The organism is Mediterraneibacter sp. 210702-DFI.5.30 (genome assembly GCF_020560115.1).
Taxonomy (GTDB): Bacteria; Bacillota; Clostridia; order Lachnospirales; family Lachnospiraceae; genus Mediterraneibacter; species Mediterraneibacter faecis.
In genome coordinates, this window is sequence record NZ_JAJCME010000120.1 from 1 (window position 1) to 253 (window position 253).

Annotated in this window: 1 protein-coding gene; it reads right to left on the reverse strand. The window is 47.4% G+C overall.

All coding sequences use genetic code 11. The features are described from left to right. Positions 1-253: hypothetical protein (locus LI126_RS14925; protein WP_227165705.1), on the reverse strand; the 253-nt coding region annotated here is incomplete at both ends.

The window sequence follows — 253 nt, forward strand, 5'->3', positions numbered from 1 at the left end:
GTTTGCGCAGCGTCTTGCGTTTGCCAGAGAAGGCGTCGATGAGCTTGGGATTCCCATGGTAGCTTTTCACGACTTCTTTGAGCATCTCACCGTTTTGACCATTGCCAATCGCGACGCCGACTTTTTGACCATGCAGATTCAGTTTGAGCTTTTGCTGAATCAGATTGTCAAAAGCATGATGCTTCTTAGTTTTAGCCGGTTTCTTCTTTGCTGCTTGTTTGGCCTTGCCACTGTGTTTTTTCGCGCTCGTTTG